Below are 16,398 nucleotides of genomic sequence, written 5' to 3' on the forward strand. Positions count from 1 at the left end.
CGCGTTGCACGAGGGACCTCGGGAAAGCCGTATGATCGCCCCGACACCAGCGCCCTCAACTCCCCTTCCGGCGGGGCCGTTTGGTGACCCTTCCTCCCACCTGCCCGGGCACGGGCCGCTCCGCCCTGCCCGCACACCCCCGAAAGGCGGCCTGCATGCTCTCTCGCGTACGCGTCTGGCTCAACCGCACGTACGCGGAGAACGTGTTCTTCATGGATCAGCTGCGGAGGAATCCCAGCGATCGCGCGGTCGAGATCCACGCCACGCACGGCGACCCCGACTCGCCCGTGCTGGCCGCCGCCGACACCGCCGACCTGGAGCCGGAGGGCCTGTCCCCGGCCGCGTACGTCGAGTACGCCCTCGACCAGTGCGTCCGGCGCGGCATCGACGTGTTCGTGCCCCGGCTGCACCAGGCCGCGATCGTGGCGCACCGCGCCGACTTCGCGGCGGCCGGTACGGCGCTGCTGGCGCCGACGCCCCAGGCTGTCGCCGTCTTCGAGGACAAGGCGACCGCGTACGAGGCGGTGCGTTCGGTGGGCGTTCCCGTCCCGCCGTGGCACCGGGTCCGGACGGCGGACGAACTCCTGGCGGCCGTCGAGGAGTTGGAGGATGGCGGCCACCGGGCGTGCTTCAAGCCCGCCGCCGGTGCGGGCGGGGTGGGCTTCCGGGTGATCACCCGGTCCCCCTTCTCGCTCACGCACCTGACCGGCTTCCCGGGCCCCCACGTCCAGCTGGACCTGGTCCTCGACGCGCTGCGGCGGGCCGAGGCGCCCGTGGACTGGCTGGTGATGCCCCGGCTGGAGCAGCCGGAGGTGTCCGTCGACTGCCTGACCGGGACGGACAACCGGGTACGGCTCGCGGTGGGCCGCACCAAGAACGGCCGCCGACGGGGCTTCACCCTGGACGAGCGGTGGCTGGCGCCGGCCCGTCTGATCGCGGAGGGCTTCGGCCTGCACCACCTGTCCAACATCCAGTTCCGCATGCTCGGCGACCGCCCGGTGCTGCTGGACGTCAACACGAGGCCCGCGGGCGGGCTGCACCAGCTGTCGCTCTGCGGGGTGAACGCCCCGTGGGCGGCGGTGCGGCTGGCACTGGGCGAGGACCCCGGGGTGATCGAGCCGCCGTTCCTGGGCCAGGACTACACGGTGGTGTCGGGGCCGCGCCCGCTCTCGCCCGCGCCGCTTCCGCGGCAGCGGGGGGAGTCGCCCGGCGTTCTGCTGCCGGCCGTGCCGGCGCCTGTGCAGGCGGCCCAGGTGCTGCCGCTCTAGGTGCCGCGCCGGGCGCGGGTCAGCCGTGGCCGCCAGCGTGTGGTGGCTCGCGGTCGTGCGGCGGATCCGCGCATCGGCCGGAGTCCCGCCCCCTGCGCGGCGTCCCCGTCCGGCGGTACGGACCCGTCCTGTCGGACGGGCCGCCCCGCGGCACCTCGCGCGGCTCGTACGGGTCGGTCCTCCGTCCTCATCCCAGGTACGCCAGGCCCGGGTGGACCTCGGTGTAACGCTCGACCAGCCGACGGGCCACCGTGACCGAGTCGACCAGCGGATGCAGGGCGAAGGCCTTCACGGCGGTCGTCCGGGAACCGGACTCGGCGGCGGCCAGCACCTCGCGCTCGACGGCCTTGACCGAGCACACCAGGCCGGTGGCGTGCGCGGGCAGCGGGTCGGCGGCGAGCGGGTGGGCGCCGCCCGCGTCGACCAGGCACGGGACCTCGACGACCGCCTCGGCGTCCAGGACGGGCAGGGTGGAGCGGTTGCGGACGTTGAGGATCAGGGTGGCACGCTCGTCGCGGGCGATGGCCCGCATCAACGCCAGGGCGACCTTCTCGTACCCGCCGGACAGGTCCTCGGCCTCGCGTTCGCCCGCGCCGGCACTCTCCCGGTTCTCGGCCATGTACGTGGCCTCGCGCTCGGCGCGGGTGCGGTCCCAGGCGCGCAGGGCGGAGCGGCCGGGGTCGGCCGCCTCCTCGTAGAACCGGGCCTGCTGGTCGCGCAGGAAGGCGCCCCGGGTCCGCTCGGCCTCCTGGTAGGCGCGGACGGTCTCCCGGTTGAAGTAGTAGTAGTGCAGGTACTCGTTGGGGATCGCGCCGAGGGAGCGCAGCCAGTCGGCGCCGAACAGCCTGCCCTCCTCGAAGGAGCCGAGCAGCGCGGGGTCGCCCAGCAGGCGCGGCAGTTCGTCACGTCCGGCGACCCGGAGGCCGCGCACCCAGCCGAGGTGGTTGAGGCCGACGTAGTCGACGAAGGCCTCGTTCGGGTCGGCGCCGAGGACGCGGGCGATCCGGCGGCCCAGGCCCACCGGAGAGTCGCAGATCCCGATGACGCGGTCGCCCAGGTGTCGGGACATGGCCTCGGTGACCAGGCCTGCCGGGTTGGTGAAGTTGATGACCCAGGCGTCCGGGGCGAGGCGGGCCACGCGCCGGGCGATGTCGACGGCGACGGGGACGGTGCGCAGCCCGTAGGCGATCCCGCCGGCGCCGACGGTCTCCTGGCCCAGCACCCCCTCCGCGAGCGCGACCCGTTCGTCCTCCGCCCTTCCCGCCAGGCCGCCGACCCGGATCGCGGAGAAGACGAAGCCGGCGCCGCGCAGGGCCTCGTCCAGGTCGGTGGTGGCGGTCACCGTGGGCGCGTCGGGGATCCCGGCGGCCTGCTCGGCCAGGACCCGGCTCACCGCACGCAGCCGGCGCTCGTCCAGGTCGTGCAGCACCACCTCGGTGACCCGCCCCTCGGCACGGTCGGTCAACAGCGCGCCGTACACCAGGGGAACCCGGAATCCGCCGCCGCCCAGAATCGTCAGCCTCACGCCCGCACCTTTCTCCACGCCTGCACCCTAGTAGCAGACCCGCGCCGGGCACGGCGCGCCGGCACGGCGTCCACACGCCGACGGGCCCCGGCGCCCGCACAGCGCACAACCGCCGGCCGCCCCCGCCCCCCGCACCCGCACCCGCACCCGCACTCCACCGCCCCCGTCCTCATCCCCGTGACGGACGCCCGCCGGAGCGCGCGGTCTGAGCGGATACGGGCGGCTTCACCGTCTGAACTCCGCGTTCCCACACGGAGTTTCCTTGTTTCAAGGGTTGACGGTCACCGGGGCGGGGAGCACATTGGCGGCACTGTTGAGAGCGCTCTCAGCACATCATGGGAGCGCTCTCACAGCCTCCCCGCACACCTCCCGTACCCGAGAGGCTCCCCATGAGCGCACCCTCCGGCATCCCCAGACCCCGCCCGTCGCACCGCCCGCTGCGCCGCGCGTTCGGCGCCGTCGCCGCCGCCCTCGGCCTCGCGGCGGCCCTCGCCACGGCCGCCACCGCGCCCGCCGACGCCTCCGCGCCCACCCCGCCCCCGGGCTGGACGCAGGTCTTCGCGGACGACTTCAACGGCGCGGCCGGCTCCGGTGTGAACACCGCGAACTGGCAGTACGACACGGGGACGTCGTACCCCGGCGGGGCCGCCAACTGGGGCACCGGCGAGGTCGAGACGATGACGTCGAGCACGAGCAACGTCTCCCTGGACGGCAACGGCAACCTGCTCATCACCCCGCGCCGCGACTCCTCCGGCCACTGGACCTCCGGCCGGATCGAGACCACCCGCACCGACTTCCAGCCCCCGGCGGGCGGAAAGCTGCGCGTGCAGGCGCGGATCCAGATGCCCGACGTCACCGGCGCGGCGGCGAAGGGCTACTGGCCGGCGTTCTGGATGCTCGGCGCGCCGTTCCGCGGCAACTACTGGAACTGGCCGGGCGTCGGCGAGCTGGACATCATGGAGAACGTCCAGGGCCTGAACACCGACTGGGCCACCATGCACTGCGGCACCAACCCGGGCGGCCCCTGCAACGAGACCTCCGGCATCGGCAACTCCACCTCCTGCACCGGCACCACCTGCCAGGCCGGCTTCCACACCTACGCGATGGAGTGGGACCGCTCGACCAGCCCCGAGGAGATCCGCTTCTCCCTCGACGGTGTCAACTTCCACACCGTGCGGGCGAACCAGGTCGACGCGACCACCTGGGCCAACGCCACGAACCACGGCTACTTCCTGATCCTGAACGTCGCGATGGGCGGCGGCTTCCCCGACGCGTTCGGCGGCGGCCCGGACGCCGGCACCGAGCCCGGCCACCCGATGACCGTCGACTACGTACAGGTCCTGCAGTCCTCCGGCGGCACCACCACTCCCCCGCCGTCCGGCAACCGGGACGCCTACAGCGCCATCCAGGCCGAGTCCTACGACGGCCAGTCCGGCGTCGTGGCGGAGACAACCACGGACACCGGCGGCGGGCAGGACATCGGCTCCCTCGCGAACGGCGACTGGGCCCTGTACAAGGGCGTCGCCTTCGGTTCCACGGCGGCCAGGCAGTTCTACGCCCGGGTCGCGAGCGGCGCGGCGAACGGGGTCAGCGGCCTGGTCGAGGTGCGCCTCGACAGCCGTACCAACGCGCCCGTCGGCAGCTTCGCCGTGGGCAACACCGGCGGCTGGCAGTCCTGGCGGACGATCCCGGCCAACATCGGCGCCGTGACCGGCACGCACGACGTCTACCTCACCTTCACCAGCGGCCAGCCGGCCGACTTCGTGAACGTGAACTGGTTCGACTTTGGTCACTGAGCGGCAACGGCAACGGCGGCGGCGCCGGGGAGTTGACCTTCACGCATACGTCAACCCCTAGCGTCGCCGCCATGACGACCACACCGACCCCTTCCCGTACGGGCCTCCAGGCCCGCCTCGCCGCCCGCCCGCGGGGCCTGCCCGCGCCCGGCGACATCGAGCTGACCGACGTGCCCGTACCGGACCCGGCACCGGGCCAGGCCCTCGTCCGCAACCTGTTCCTCTCCCTGGACCCCGGCATGCTGCTGCTGATGGCGGAGGGCGCCCGGCTGCCGCTCCCCCGCTACGAGATCGGTGCGCCGATGCACGGGGACGCGGTGGGCGAGGTCCTCGTCTCCGCCCACCCCTCCCTCTCCCCGGGCGACCTGGTGGTGCACCGGCTGGGCTGGCGGGAGTACGCGGTGGCCGACGCCGGGGCGTTCCGGCGGGTCGAGCGGGACGCCTATCCGGTCCCGTCCCTGCACCTCGGTTTCGGGCTCGTCGCGTATGCGGGTCTCGTGGAGGTGGCCCGGCTCCGGCCGGGCGACACGGTGTTCGTGTCGAGCGCGGCCGGCGCGGTCGGCGGCCTGGCCGGGCAGATCGCCCGGCTGATGGGGGCACGGCGGGTGATCGGCAGCGCCGGATCGGCGGCGAAGGTCGCGCACCTGACCGAGCGGCTCGGTTTCGACGCGGCCTTCGACCACCACGACGGCCCCGTCCTGGACCGGCTCCGCGAGGCCGCGCCCGACGGTATCGACGTCTACTTCGACAACGTCGGCGGCGAGCAGCTGCGGGCCGCGATCGAGGTGATGAACGAGCACGGCCGGATCGCCCTGTGCGGGGCCCTGCACCGGCAGTCCACGGGGCTGCCCGATCCCGGTCCCGGCGATCCGATGACCGTCATCGCCAAACGGCTGACCCTGCGCGGCTTCACGGTCCGCGAGCACCTGGACGTCGCGGCGGAGTTCGGGGAGCGGTTCCGGGGCTGGCTGCGGGACGGTTCGATCGTGTACGACGAGACGGTGATCGACGGTCTGGCCGAGGCCCCGGCCGCGCTGGCCGACCTGGTGCGCGGCCGGTACACCGGGAAGACCGTCGTGCGGCTGGGCGTGGGGAGCGGTTGTGATGCTGATCGGTGAGCTCGCCTCGGTGACGGGTACGACGACCCGGACCCTGCGGTACTACGAGGAACAGGGCCTGCTGGATCCGGGGCGGTCCGCGGCCGGGTACCGGGTGTACGGGCCGGAGGCGGTCACCCGGGTCCGCAACGTGCGGGACCTGCTCGCGTCCGGGTTCACGGTGGAGAACGTGAAGTCCTTCGTCCGCTACCTCGACAGCGACCTGCCGGAGGTGTTCGCGTACTCGGATTCCTGCGCGGCCAACTACGAGGTGGGCGCGCGCCGGGTGGCCGAACTCCAGGAGCGCATCGAGTCCCTGACCCGGATGCGCGACACCCTCGTCCGCCGGATGCCCTGGCTGACCGGCGAGCCGGTGCGGTAGACCGGTTCCCTCCCGCTCCCGCCGACGGGCGGTGCGCAGGGCCGTCCGGGACCTCGTTCCGCCGTCCACGGTGCCGCGTCTCCCGGAGCCGCCCTCTTGGCCGCGGGCCGGGACGCCGCCGGAAGCGCAGGCGGGAGACGCCGGCGGCGGGGTCCGTCACCGCGGAGGGCGCGGCCTACCGCAGCTCCGCCCGGAACCCCACCGGGGTCTGCCCGGTGTGCAGGTGGAAGAACTTGGAGAAGTTCGCCGCGTCGGGGAAGCCCACGGCCACCCCGACGCGGCCGATGGGCAGGTCGGTGTGGGCCAGGAGGCGCTTGGCCTCCAGGACGACCCGTTTGTCGATGAAGCCCTTCGGTGTCTCGCCGGTGGCCGCGCGGACGGCGCGGACCAGGGTGCGACGGGAGTAACCGAGGGCGTCGGCGTAGGCGCTGACGCTGTGGTTGGTGGCGAAACCCTGCTCGACGGCGTCCCGGAAGCGGGTGAAGGTGCTGTCGGTGTGCCCGCGTGAGGTCTCCGCGGAACTGGCCGCGAGGTGGGCGAGGCGCAGCAGGGCCGCGGTCAGGGTGTGCCTCAGGACGGCCGTGTGCAGGCTGGTCGGGAGCGTGGCGGTGTCCTCGTACTCGCGCCGCAGTTGACCGAGGGCCGCCCGGAGCGCGGCGAGCTGCGCCGGGTCGGGGTGCAGCAGCGGCGGGAGGTCGTAGCGGTACAGGCCGGTGGCCTCGACGGTGGCTCGGGGCAGGAAGCCGGGCTGCATGGTCAGGACGGTTCCGCGGTACACGGACTCACGGGAGAACCGGTGGACCTGTCCGGGGCGGATCCACAGCAGGTCACCGGCGTCGGCCTGGTACTCGACGAAGTCGATCATGTGCCGTACGGGGCCGTCGGTGAAGAGCATGACCACGTGGAAGTCGATGCGGTGGACGCGGTGCAGGGGGGCGTCGGCGTGCCAGGTGCGGTCGGTGCCCATGGGGCCGATCTGCATGCCGACGCCACCGACGGCCAGTTCGGCAGGGAAGGGGAAGGTTCTGATCGCGTCAGCCTCGCTGACTCCGTCAGCCTCGGCCGGGCCTCTGCCGCCACCAACGGCACGGCCGCCGTCGCCGTCACCTTGGTCTCTTACGTCCGTCATGCCCTTTTCGTGCCGTCCCTGTCGCGTGATCACTGTCCCAGATTCACCACAGGCTGACACACCCCGACCTTTCTTCGAAAAAGTCAGACTTTTAAGTTTGAACGCGTCCGGCCAGCCATCCCGTACTGAACGAGGACTTCTTGAAGATGACCACGCAGACTTCCGACGGCTTCGAGTGGACCGACCTCGACCGGCGCGCCGTGGACACCGCCCGACTCCTGGCGGCCGACGCGGTGCAGAAGGTGGGCAACGGGCACCCGGGCACCGCGATGAGTCTGGCTCCTGCCGCGTACACGATCTTTCAGAAGGTGATGCGACACGACCCGGCCGACCCCGAGTGGCCCGGTCGTGACCGCTTCGTCCTCTCCCCCGGCCACACCTCGCTGACCCTCTACACGCAGCTGTTCCTCGCCGGGTACGAGCTGGAGCTGGACGACCTGAAGGCGTTCCGCACCCACGGGTCGAAGACGCCGGGCCACCCGGAGTACGGGCACACCGCCGGCGTGGAGACCACCACCGGCCCGCTGGGCCAGGGCGCCGCGAACGCCGTCGGCATGGCGATGGCCGCCCGGTACGAGCGCGGCCTGTTCGACCCGGAGGCCCCCGAGGGCGCCTCCCCCTTCGACCACACCGTCTGGGCGATCGTCTCCGACGGCGACCTGGAGGAGGGCGTCTCCGCCGAGGCCTCGTCCCTGGCCGCCCACCAGAAGCTCGGCAACCTGGTCTTCCTCTACGACGACAACCACATCTCCATCGAGGGCGACACCGCGACCGCCTTCTCCGAGGACGTGCTGAAGCGGTACGAGGCCTATGGCTGGCACGTGCAGCGCATCGAGCCGGAGGAGAACGGCGACGTCGACGTGCACGCGCTGTACGCGGCGCTGAGGGCCGCCCAGGCGGAGACCGAGCGGCCGTCGATCATCGCGATGCGCACGATCATCGCCTGGCCCGCCCCGAACGCCCGGAACACCGAGGCCTCCCACGGCTCCGCGCTCGGCGCCGAGGAGATCGCCGCCACCAAGCGCTTCCTCGGCTTCGACCCGGAGAAGTCCTTCGAAGTGGCCGACGAGGTCCTCCGGCACACCCGGCGGGCCCTGGACCGGGGCGCCGAGGCCCACGCGGCCTGGGACAAGCGGATCGCCGAGTGGCGTGCCGCCCGGCCCGAGCGGGCCGAGCTCTTCGACCGCGTCGCCAAGGGCGAGCTGCCCGAGGGCTGGGAGGAGGCCGTCCCGGTCTTCGAGGAGGGCAAGTCGGTCGCCACCCGCGCCGCCTCCGGCAAGGTGCTGCAGGCGCTCGGCCCGGTCCTCCCGGAGCTGTGGGGCGGTTCCGCCGACCTCGCCGGCTCGAACAACACCACGATCGACAAGACCAGCTCCTTCCTGCCGAAGGGCAACCCGCTGCCCGAGGCCGACCCGTACGGCCGTACCGTGCACTTCGGCATCCGCGAGTTCTCCATGGCCGCGGCGATGAACGGCATCGCCCTGCACGGCAACACCCGGATCTACGGCGGCACCTTCCTCGTCTTCTCCGACTACATGCGCAACGCCGTCCGGATGTCGGCGCTGATGCAGCTGCCGGTGACGTACGTGTGGACGCACGACTCCGTCGGCCTCGGCGAGGACGGCCCCACCCACCAGCCGGTCGAGCACCTCGCCTCGCTGCGCGCGATCCCGGGTCTGAACGTCGTCCGCCCGGCGGACGCCAACGAGACCGCGATCGCCTGGGCCGAGATCCTGAAGAGGCACGCCACGCACCCCGCCCCGCACGGGCTCGCGCTCACCCGCCAGGGCGTGCCGGTGTACGCGCCGAACGAGGACGCGGCCAAGGGCGGCTACGTACTGCGCGAGTCCTCGACGCAGGTCCCGGAGGTGGTCATCATCGCGACGGGCTCCGAGGTGCAGCTGGCCGTGGCCGCGCGCGAGCTGCTGGAGGCCGAGGGGACCGGCACGCGGGTGGTGTCCATGCCGTCCGTGGAGTGGTTCGAGGAGCAGCCGCGCGAGTACCGCGAGCGGGTGCTGCCGCCGGCCGTGAAGGCCCGGGTCGCGGTCGAGGCCGGGATCGCCCTGACCTGGTACCGCTACGTCGGTGACGCGGGACGCGTCGTCTCGCTGGAGCACTTCGGTGCCTCCGCCGACGCAAAGACCCTGTTCGCCGAGTTCGGCTTCACCCCCGAGAACGTCGCCGCCGCGGCCCGCGAGTCGCTCGCCGCGGCGCGCGCCTGACACCGACACAGAGAAAGATGAGCACAGTGACCGAAGCAATCGCGACCCCGGGAGCCCTCAAGCGCCTCGCCGACGAGGGCGTGTCGATCTGGCTGGACGACCTGTCCCGCAAGCGGATCACCTCGGGCGGCCTCGCCGAGCTGGTGGCGAGCGGAAGCGCCGTCGGTGTCACCACCAACCCGTCCATCTTCCAGGCCGCCATCGGCTCCGGCGAGGGCTACGAGGAGCAGCTGGCCGACCTCGCCGTACGGGGTGTGACGGTCGACGAGGCCGTACGGATGATGACGACCGCGGACGTGCGCGACGCCGCCGACATCCTGCGCGAGGTGTACGACACCTCCGGCGGCCGGGACGGCCGGGTCTCCATCGAGGTCGACCCGCGCCTCGCCCACGACACCGCGGCGACCGTCGCCGAGGCCAAGCAGCTGGCCTGGCTGGTGGACCGGCCCAACGTGATGATCAAGATTCCGGCGACCCGGGCGGGCCTGCCGGCGATCACCGAGGTCGTCGGCCTCGGCATCAGCGTCAACGTGACCCTGATCTTCTCGCTGGAGCGCTACCGCGAGGTCATGGCGGCGTACCTGGCCGGCCTGGAGAAGGCCCGCGAGCGGGGCGTCGACCTCGCCACGGTCCACTCGGTGGCGTCCTTCTTCGTCTCCCGCGTCGACAGCGAGATCGACAAGCGGCTGACCGCCCTCGGCACCGACGAGGCCCTCGCCCTCAAGGGCCGGGCGGCCCTCGCCAACGCCCGCCTCGCCTACGAGGCCTACGAGGAGGTCTTCGCCTCCGACCGCTGGCTGGCGCTCGCCGGTGACGGGGCGAACAGGCAGCGCCCGCTGTGGGCGTCCACCGGGGTGAAGGACCCCGCATACAAGGACACCCTGTACGTGGACGAGCTGGTCGCGCCGGGCACCGTCAACACCATGCCGGAGGCGACGCTGATCGCGGTCGCCGACCACGGCGAGATCACCGGTGACACGGTGACCGGCGGCTACCCGCAGGCCCGCGCCGACCTGGCGGCCGTCGAACGGCTCGGCATCTCCTACGGCGAGGTCGTCCAGCAGCTGGAGGACGAGGGCGTCGCCAAGTTCGAAGCGGCCTGGCAGGACCTGCTGGACGCCGTGGCCACGTCCCTGAAGAGCAAGGGAGCTGACGCCCGATGACCGACAACGCACCCTCCGACAACGCGCCCTCCGCCGAGACGCCCGCACCGCAGGGGTCCGCACCCGAGGCGGTGCGGGTCCCGGTGGGTCCGGCCGCCGACTGGGAGAACCCGCTGCGGGACGCCCGCGACCGCCGGCTCCCCCGCATCGCCGGCCCGTCGGGCCTGGTCATCTTCGGGGTGACCGGTGACCTGTCCCGCAAGAAGCTGATGCCGGCCGTGTACGACCTGGCCAACCGCGGTCTGCTGCCGCCGGGCTTCTCCCTGGTCGGGTTCGCCCGCCGGGACTGGGAGGACCAGGACTTCGCGCAGGTCGTGCACGACGCGGTCCGCGAGCACTCCCGCACCCCGTTCCGCGAGGAGGTGTGGCAGCAGCTCGCCGAGGGCATGCGGTTCATCCCCGGCGACTTCGACGACGACACCGCGTTCAAGCAGCTCAAGGACGCCGTCGACGAGCTGGACGCCTCCCGCGGCACCGGCGGCAACTTCGCCTTCTACCTCTCGGTGCCGCCGAAGTTCTTCCCGAAGGTCGTGCAGCAGCTGAAGAAGCACGGCCTGGCCGCCCCGCCGCAGGGCTCCTGGCGCCGCGCGGTCATCGAGAAGCCGTTCGGCCACGACCTGGCCAGCGCCATCGAGCTGAACAAGATCGTGCACGAGGTGTTCGAGCCGGACCAGGTGTTCCGCATCGACCACTACCTCGGCAAGGAGACCGTCCAGAACATCCTGGCGCTGCGCTTCGCCAACCAGATGTACGAACCGATCTGGAACCGGTCGTACGTCGACCACGTGCAGATCACCATGGCCGAGGACATCGGCATCGGCGGCCGGGCCGGCTACTACGACGGCATCGGCGCCGCCCGCGACGTCATCCAGAACCACCTGCTCCAGCTGATGGCGCTCACCGCCATGGAGGAGCCCATCGCGTTCGACGCGGAGGCGCTGCTCACCGAGAAGCTGAAGGTGCTGAAGTCGGTGCGCCTGCCGGAGGACCTGGGCCGGCACACCGTGCGCGGGCAGTACGCGGCGGGCTGGCAGGGCGGCGAGAAGGTCGTCGGCTACCTCGAGGAGGACGGCATCGACCCCGAGTCGAAGACCGACACCTTCGCCGCGGTCAAGCTGGGCATCGACAACCGCCGCTGGGCGGGCGTCCCCTTCTACCTGCGCACCGGAAAGCGCCTCGGCCGACGGGTCACCGAGATCGCGGTGGTCTTCAAGCGGGCCCCGCACTCCCCCTTCGACTCCACCGCCACCGAGGAGCTGGGCCAGAACGCGATCGTCGTCCGCGTCCAGCCGGACGAGGGCATGACGGTCCGCTTCGGCTCGAAGGTGCCGGGCACGTCGATGGAGATCCGGGACGTGTCGATGGACTTCGCCTACGGCGAGTCGTTCACCGAGTCGAGCCCGGAGGCGTACGAGCGGCTCATCCTGGACGTACTGCTGGGCGACGCCAACCTGTTCCCCCGTCACCAGGAAGTGGAAGAGTCCTGGAAGATCCTCGACCCGATCGAGGAGTACTGGGCGGCGCACGGCAGGCCGGCGCAGTACGCGTCGGGCAGCTGGGGACCGAGGGAAGCCGACGAGATGCTCGCACGAGACGGACGGAGCTGGCGCAGGCCATGAAGATCGACCTGACCGACACCACGGCAAGCAAGATCAACAAGGCGTTGGTGCAGGGCCGCCGCGCCATCGGCACGCCGGCCGTGGGCATGGTCCTGACGATGGTCATCGTCACGGACGAGGAGAACGCCTACGACTCGATCAAGGCGGCCGAGGAGGCCTCGCACGAGCACCCCTCGCGCACCCTGGTCGTCATCAAGCGGCACGCCCGTACCCTGCGCGACCGCACCGCCTCCCGGCTGGACGCGGAGGTCCGGGTCGGCTCGGAGGCCGGCACCGGCGAGACGGTCGTGCTGCGCACCTACGGCGAGGTCTCCGACCACGCCGACTCGGTGGTCCTGCCGCTGCTGCTGCCGGACGCCCCGGTGGTCGTGTGGTGGCCGGTGGACGCGCCGGAGGCCCCCGCGAAGGACCCGCTCGGCGCGCTCGCCCAGCGCCGGATCACCGATCTCTACGCCGTCGACCGGCCGCTGGAGGTCCTGGAGAACCGTGTGCGCAACTACGCGCCCGGCGACACCGACCTCGCCTGGACCCGGCTGACCCTGTGGCGGTCCATGCTGGCCGCGGCCCTGGACCAGGCCCGGGTGAAGGTGACCTCGGCGGCCGTCGAGGCGGAGGCCGACAACCCCAGCGCCGAGCTGCTCGCCCGCTGGCTCCAGGCCCGCCTGGGCGTCCCGGTGGACCGGGTGCACAGCGCCGGCCCGTTCGTGACGGCCGTGCGCCTCGGCACCGCGAACGGCGACATCGTCGTCGACCGCCCCGCGGGCCCGCTGGCCACGCTGACCCTGCCGGGCCAGCCGCCGCGCACCCTCGCCCTGAAGGTCCGTGCCACCTCCGAACTGATCGCCGAGGAACTGCGCCGCCTCGACGCCGACGAGATGTACGCCATCGCCCTCCGGGGCGAGGGCACCAAGGAGAACGCCTGAGATGGCCGAGTACCCGAAGCTCACCCAGCGGCCCGAGTGGACGGCCCTCGCCGACCACCGCGCCCAGGACCAGCCGCACCTGCGCGAGCTGTTCGCGGCGGACCCCGGCCGCGCCGAGCGGTACGTCGTGCGGGTCGGCGACCTGCACATCGACTACAGCAAGCAGCTGATCACCGACGAGACCCTGGCCCTGCTCCAGGAACTCGCCGCCGCCACCGGCGTGTTCGCGCTGCGGGACGCCATGTTCCGCGGGGAGCGGATCAACGTCACCGAGAACCGGGCCGTGCTGCACACCGCGCTGCGCGCCTCCCGGGACGCGGTGGTCGAGGTCGACGGCGAGAACGTGGTGCCGAAGGTGCACGCCGTGCTCGACAAGATGAGCGACTTCGCCGAGCGCGTCCGCTCCGGCGAGTGGACCGGCCACACCGGCAGGCGGATCCGCAACGTCGTCAACATCGGCATCGGCGGCTCCGACCTCGGCCCCGCGATGGCCTACGAGGCGCTGCGCCCGTACACCGCGCGGGAGTTGACGTTCCGGTTCGTCTCGAACGTGGACGGCTCCGATCTGCACGAGGCGACCCGCGACCTGGATCCGGCCGAGACGCTGTTCATCGTGGCGTCCAAGACGTTCACCACGATCGAGACGATCACCAACGCGACCGCGGCCCGCTCGTGGCTGCTGAAGGCCTTCGACGGCGACGACAAGGCCGTGGCCAAGCACTTCGTGGCGCTGTCCACGAACGCGGAGAAGGTCACCGGGTTCGGCATCGACCCGGACAACATGTTCGAGTTCTGGGACTGGGTCGGCGGCCGGTACTCGTACGACTCCGCGATCGGCCTGTCCCTGATGATCGCCGTCGGCCCGGACCGCTTCCGCGAGATGCTCGACGGTTTCCGGATCGTCGACGACCACTTCCGCACCGCGCCCGCCGAGGCCAACGCGCCCCTGCTGCTGGGCCTGCTGGGCATCTGGTACGACAACTTCCACGACGCGCAGACCCACGCGGTGCTGCCGTACTCGCACTACCTGTCGAAGTTCACCGCCTACCTCCAGCAGCTGGACATGGAGTCCAACGGCAAGTCGGTGCAGCGGGACGGCCGGCCGGTGGAGTGGCAGACCGGCCCGGTCGTCTGGGGCACCCCGGGCACCAACGGCCAGCACGCCTACTACCAGTTGATCCACCAGGGCACCAAGCTGATCCCGGCCGACTTCATCGGCTTCGCCCGCCCGGTCGGCGAGCTGAGCGAGGAGCTCAAGGCCCAGCACGACCTGTTGATGGCCAACTTCTTCGCCCAGACCCAGGCGCTCGCCTTCGGCAAGACCGCCGAGGAGGTCCGCGCGGAGGGCGTGGCCGAGGAGCAGGTCGCGCACCGCACCTTCCGCGGCGGCCACCCCACCACCACGATCCTCGCCCGCGAACTGACCCCGTCGGTGCTCGGCCAGCTCATCGCCCTCTACGAGCACAAGGTGTTCGTCCAGGGCGCGGTGTGGAACATCGACTCCTTCGACCAATGGGGCGTGGAGCTGGGCAAGGTCCTCGCCAAGCGCGTCGAGCCCGCGCTCACCGAGGGCGCCGACGTGCCCGGTCTCGACCCGTCCACCACGGCCCTCGTCGCCGCTTACCGCACTCTCAAGAACGCATCGGAGAACTGATCATGCAGCTCGGTCTCATCGGTCTCGGCAAGATGGGCGGCAACATGCGCGAGCGCATCCGCCGCGCCGGCCACACCGTCATCGGCTACGACCGCAACCCGGAGGTCTCCGACGTCAAGAGCCTGGCCGAACTGGTCGAGAAGCTGGACGCCCCCCGCACGGTGTGGGTGATGGTCCCGGCCGGCACCGCCACCCAGGGCGTCATCGACGAGCTCAAGGACCTGCTGTCCGAGGGCGACACGGTGGTCGACGGCGGCAACTCCCGCTGGACGGACGACGAGAAGCACGCCGCGGAACTCGGCGTGAAGGGCATCGGCTTCGTGGACGCCGGTGTCTCCGGCGGCGTGTGGGGGCTGAAGAACGGCTACGCGCTCATGGTCGGCGGCGACAAGGAGCACGTGCAGCGGGTCAAGCCGATCTTCGACGCGCTCAAGCCGGAGGGCCCGTACGGCTACGTCCACGCGGGCCGGGTCGGCGCCGGGCACTTCTCCAAGATGGTCCACAACGGCATCGAGTACGCCATGATGCAGGCCTACGCCGAGGGCTGGGAGCTGCTGGAGAAGGTCAAGTCCGTGGACAACGTCCGCGAGGTCTTCCGCTCCTGGCAGGAGGGCACCGTCATCCGCTCCTGGCTGCTCGACCTCGCGGTCAACGCCCTGGACGACGACGAGCACCTGGACAAGCTGCGCGGCTACGCGGAGGACTCCGGCGAGGGCCGCTGGACCGTGGAGGCGGCCATCGACAACGCCGTCCCGCTCCCGGCGATCACCGCGTCGCTCTTCGCGCGGTTCGCCTCCCGCCAGGACGACTCCCCGCAGATGAAGATGATCGCCGCGCTGCGCAACCAGTTCGGCGGCCACGCGGTCGAGAAGAAGGACTGACCCGCCGTGGGGGACCTCCTGCTGGTCCGCCACGGTGAGACGGAGTGGAGCCGGTCGGGACAGCACACGAGCTGGACCGACCTGCCCCTCACGGGGCACGGCGAGGAACAGGCCAAGTCCCTCGCCCCGCTCCTCACCGGCCGGACCTACGCCCGCGCGCTGGCCAGCCCACTGAGCCGCGCGCTGCGCACCGCCGAACTGGCGGGCATACCCGGGGTCGTACCCGACCCCGACCTGCACGAGTGGGACTACGGCGGCTACGAGGGCGTCACCACCGCCCGGATCCACCGCACCCGGCCCGGCTGGGACCTGTGGACCGACGGGGTGCCGCCCGGCCCCGAGGGGCACCCGGGCGAGTCACCGCAGGAGGTGGGCGCCCGCGCCGACCGGGTCCTGGCCCGGGTCGACGCGGCCCTCGCCGAGGACGCCGGCGACGTGGTCCTCGTCGCCCACGCCCACTTCCTGCGCGTGCTCACCGCCCGCCGGCTGGGCCTGCCGCCCGCCGAGGGCCGGCTGTTCCGGCTGGACACCGGCACGGTCAGCCGGCTGTCGACGGAACACGACCGCCCGGTGATCGCGGAGTGGAACGTCCGGCCGTAACACCTCACCACCCGTGTGCCCCGGCCCGCCGCCCCCGGCGGACCGGGGCGCACGCGTTCGACGCCACCAGGGGGACGGGTACAACGCGGCCGGGAAGACGGCCGGTTGACGCCCCCGTCCCGGATTGACAGCCGCTTCC

The 16,398-nt window shown here is 72.1% G+C and carries 13 protein-coding genes; 11 read left to right on the plus strand and 2 right to left on the minus strand.

What is annotated here, in order from left to right; translation table 11 throughout:
• Window positions 1–155 precede the first annotated feature (155 nt).
• Window positions 156–1,268, plus strand: a complete 1,113-nt coding sequence (locus ACZ4VF_RS03550) for an ATP-grasp domain-containing protein (protein WP_467922896.1) — start codon at window positions 156–158, stop codon at window positions 1,266–1,268.
• A gap of 187 nt (window positions 1,269–1,455) precedes the next feature.
• Here the strand turns inward: ACZ4VF_RS03550 and ACZ4VF_RS03555 are convergent, their stop codons facing one another.
• Window positions 1,456–2,793 carry a 6-phospho-beta-glucosidase gene (locus ACZ4VF_RS03555; RefSeq protein ID WP_467922897.1) on the minus strand — a complete coding sequence of 446 codons (1,338 nt, stop codon included), beginning with the start codon at window positions 2,791–2,793 and terminating at the stop codon, window positions 1,456–1,458.
• Between the two features lie 389 nt (window positions 2,794–3,182).
• Between ACZ4VF_RS03555 and ACZ4VF_RS03560 the strand changes: the two genes are divergently transcribed.
• The 3 genes from ACZ4VF_RS03560 (at window position 3,183) to ACZ4VF_RS03570 (ending at window position 6,068) form a co-directional block, all read left to right on the plus strand.
• Window positions 3,183–4,589, plus strand: a complete 1,407-nt coding sequence (locus ACZ4VF_RS03560) for a glycoside hydrolase family 16 protein (RefSeq protein ID WP_467922898.1) — start codon at window positions 3,183–3,185, stop codon at window positions 4,587–4,589.
• Between the two features lie 71 nt (window positions 4,590–4,660).
• Window positions 4,661–5,707, plus strand: a complete 1,047-nt coding sequence (locus ACZ4VF_RS03565; protein ID WP_467922899.1) for an NADP-dependent oxidoreductase — start codon at window positions 4,661–4,663, stop codon at window positions 5,705–5,707.
• Window positions 5,694–6,068: a MerR family transcriptional regulator gene (locus ACZ4VF_RS03570; RefSeq protein WP_467922900.1), complete on the plus strand. Its 375-nt coding sequence runs from the start codon at window positions 5,694–5,696 to the stop codon at window positions 6,066–6,068. The genes ACZ4VF_RS03565 and ACZ4VF_RS03570 overlap by 14 nt, the downstream gene beginning before the upstream one ends.
• Before the next feature lie 175 nt (window positions 6,069–6,243).
• Here ACZ4VF_RS03570 and ACZ4VF_RS03575 read toward each other — a convergent pair whose 3' ends face one another.
• Complete coding sequence (locus tag ACZ4VF_RS03575; RefSeq protein WP_467922902.1) at window positions 6,244–7,197, minus strand: helix-turn-helix domain-containing protein; 954 nt, start codon at window positions 7,195–7,197, stop codon at window positions 6,244–6,246.
• Window positions 7,198–7,343: 146 nt separating this feature from the next.
• Here ACZ4VF_RS03575 and tkt point away from each other — a divergent pair, with 146 nt between their 5' ends.
• The 7 genes from tkt to ACZ4VF_RS03610 are packed head-to-tail and all read left to right on the plus strand — an operon-like array spanning window position 7,344 to window position 16,259.
• Window positions 7,344–9,419: a transketolase gene (gene tkt / locus ACZ4VF_RS03580; RefSeq protein WP_467922903.1), complete on the plus strand. Its 2,076-nt coding sequence runs from the start codon at window positions 7,344–7,346 to the stop codon at window positions 9,417–9,419.
• Window positions 9,420–9,436: 17 nt separating this feature from the next.
• Entirely contained in the window at window positions 9,437–10,582 is a 1,146-nt protein-coding gene (gene tal, locus ACZ4VF_RS03585; RefSeq protein ID WP_467922904.1) for a transaldolase, read from the plus strand.
• Window positions 10,579–12,201: a glucose-6-phosphate dehydrogenase gene (gene zwf, locus ACZ4VF_RS03590; RefSeq protein ID WP_467922905.1), complete on the plus strand. Its 1,623-nt coding sequence runs from the start codon at window positions 10,579–10,581 to the stop codon at window positions 12,199–12,201. Before tal ends, zwf begins: the two co-directional genes overlap by 4 nt.
• Window positions 12,198–13,124 carry a glucose-6-phosphate dehydrogenase assembly protein OpcA gene (gene opcA / locus ACZ4VF_RS03595; protein WP_467922906.1) on the plus strand — a complete coding sequence of 309 codons (927 nt, stop codon included), beginning with the start codon at window positions 12,198–12,200 and terminating at the stop codon, window positions 13,122–13,124. Before zwf ends, opcA begins: the two co-directional genes overlap by 4 nt.
• A gap of 1 nt (window position 13,125) precedes the next feature.
• Window positions 13,126–14,778 (plus strand): glucose-6-phosphate isomerase, encoded by a 1,653-nt coding sequence (pgi, locus tag ACZ4VF_RS03600; RefSeq protein WP_467922908.1) that lies wholly within the window; start codon window positions 13,126–13,128, stop codon window positions 14,776–14,778.
• 2 nt (window positions 14,779–14,780) lie between these two features.
• Window positions 14,781–15,659 (plus strand): phosphogluconate dehydrogenase (NAD(+)-dependent, decarboxylating), encoded by an 879-nt coding sequence (gene gnd, locus ACZ4VF_RS03605; protein WP_467922909.1) that lies wholly within the window; start codon window positions 14,781–14,783, stop codon window positions 15,657–15,659.
• Window positions 15,660–15,665: 6 nt separating this feature from the next.
• Window positions 15,666–16,259, plus strand: coding sequence for a histidine phosphatase family protein (locus ACZ4VF_RS03610; RefSeq protein ID WP_467922911.1), 594 nt, complete (start codon window positions 15,666–15,668; stop codon window positions 16,257–16,259).
• The last annotated feature ends 139 nt before the right edge of the window (window positions 16,260–16,398 follow it).

Source organism: Streptomyces sp. NPDC029151 (assembly GCF_055564315.1).

Bases quoted from the DNA above. Each gene is read 5' to 3' on its own strand.
- ACZ4VF_RS03550 (WP_467922896.1), top strand. From the start codon at position 156: ATGCTCTCTCGCGTACGCGTCTGGCTCAACCGCACGTACGCGGAGAAC.
- ACZ4VF_RS03560 (WP_467922898.1), top strand. From the start codon at position 3,183: ATGAGCGCACCCTCCGGCATCCCCAGACCCCGCCCGTCGCACCGCCCG.
- ACZ4VF_RS03565 (WP_467922899.1), top strand. From the start codon at position 4,661: ATGACGACCACACCGACCCCTTCCCGTACGGGCCTCCAGGCCCGCCTC.
- ACZ4VF_RS03570 (WP_467922900.1), top strand. From the start codon at position 5,694: ATGCTGATCGGTGAGCTCGCCTCGGTGACGGGTACGACGACCCGGACC.
- ACZ4VF_RS03575 (WP_467922902.1), bottom strand. From the start codon at position 7,197: ATGACGGACGTAAGAGACCAAGGTGACGGCGACGGCGGCCGTGCCGTT.
- tkt (WP_467922903.1), top strand. From the start codon at position 7,344: ATGACCACGCAGACTTCCGACGGCTTCGAGTGGACCGACCTCGACCGG.
- tal (WP_467922904.1), top strand. From the start codon at position 9,437: ATGAGCACAGTGACCGAAGCAATCGCGACCCCGGGAGCCCTCAAGCGC.
- zwf (WP_467922905.1), top strand. From the start codon at position 10,579: ATGACCGACAACGCACCCTCCGACAACGCGCCCTCCGCCGAGACGCCC.
- opcA (WP_467922906.1), top strand. From the start codon at position 12,198: ATGAAGATCGACCTGACCGACACCACGGCAAGCAAGATCAACAAGGCG.
- pgi (WP_467922908.1), top strand. From the start codon at position 13,126: ATGGCCGAGTACCCGAAGCTCACCCAGCGGCCCGAGTGGACGGCCCTC.
- gnd (WP_467922909.1), top strand. From the start codon at position 14,781: ATGCAGCTCGGTCTCATCGGTCTCGGCAAGATGGGCGGCAACATGCGC.